Source organism: Acinetobacter entericus (assembly GCF_026168575.1).
Classification (GTDB): Bacteria; Pseudomonadota; Gammaproteobacteria; order Pseudomonadales; family Moraxellaceae; genus Acinetobacter; species Acinetobacter bouvetii.
Map to the genome: position 1 here is coordinate 1 of NZ_JAPEQW010000119.1, position 713 is coordinate 713.

The 713-nt window shown below is 41.5% G+C and carries 1 protein-coding gene; it reads left to right on the forward strand.

What is annotated here, in order from left to right:
- A partial coding sequence (locus OKC24_RS19825) for an IS5 family transposase (protein WP_265466305.1) occupies positions 1-661 on the forward strand: 661 nt, incomplete at its 5' end.
- Between the last annotated feature and the right edge of the window lie 52 nt (positions 662-713).

The following is a 713-nucleotide window of genomic DNA, read 5'->3' on the forward strand; positions in this document are numbered from 1 at the left end:
AGATTACAGTACGCTTTGTAGAAGACAAAAGCATATTGATATTGCGATTAGCTACTCAAAAAGTAGCAATGGGCTACATCTACTCGTAGACTCCACTGGCTTGAGATTTCTAGGTGAAGGTGAATGGAAACGTAAGAAACATGGACCTGAATATCGTCATCAATGGCGCAAGCTTCATATTGCTATAGATGCTGAAACCCTTCAAATACGTGCAGTACAGCTTACTACAAATAATGTGAGCGATTCGCAAGTACTCGATGATTTACTTTCTCAAATTCCCTTGGATGAACGAATTGATTCGGTCTATACCGATGGCGCGTATGACACAAAGCACTGCCGACAAGTCATTTCAGATCGAGATGCACATGCGGTGATTCCCCCTAGAAAAGATGCGAAGCCATGGAAAGATAAAAAGACCAGCTCGCTAGAGCGAAATGAATTACTTCGTACTGTTAAACATCTAGGTAGGACGCTATGGAAAAAGTGGTCAGGCTACCATCGTCGAAGTTTGGTTGAAACCAAGATGCATTGCATCAAATTATTAGGCGATAAATTAACAGCAAGGAGTTTTCCTAGTCAGGTGAATGAGATTCATGCACGCGCAGCTGTCTTGAACAAATTCACAGAATTAGGTCGCCCTCATACCCAAGTTGTCACTTAAATTTGAGTTGCTTAGGGAAACTCTATCTTTAAAGCCTTTATGCAACAAAGCC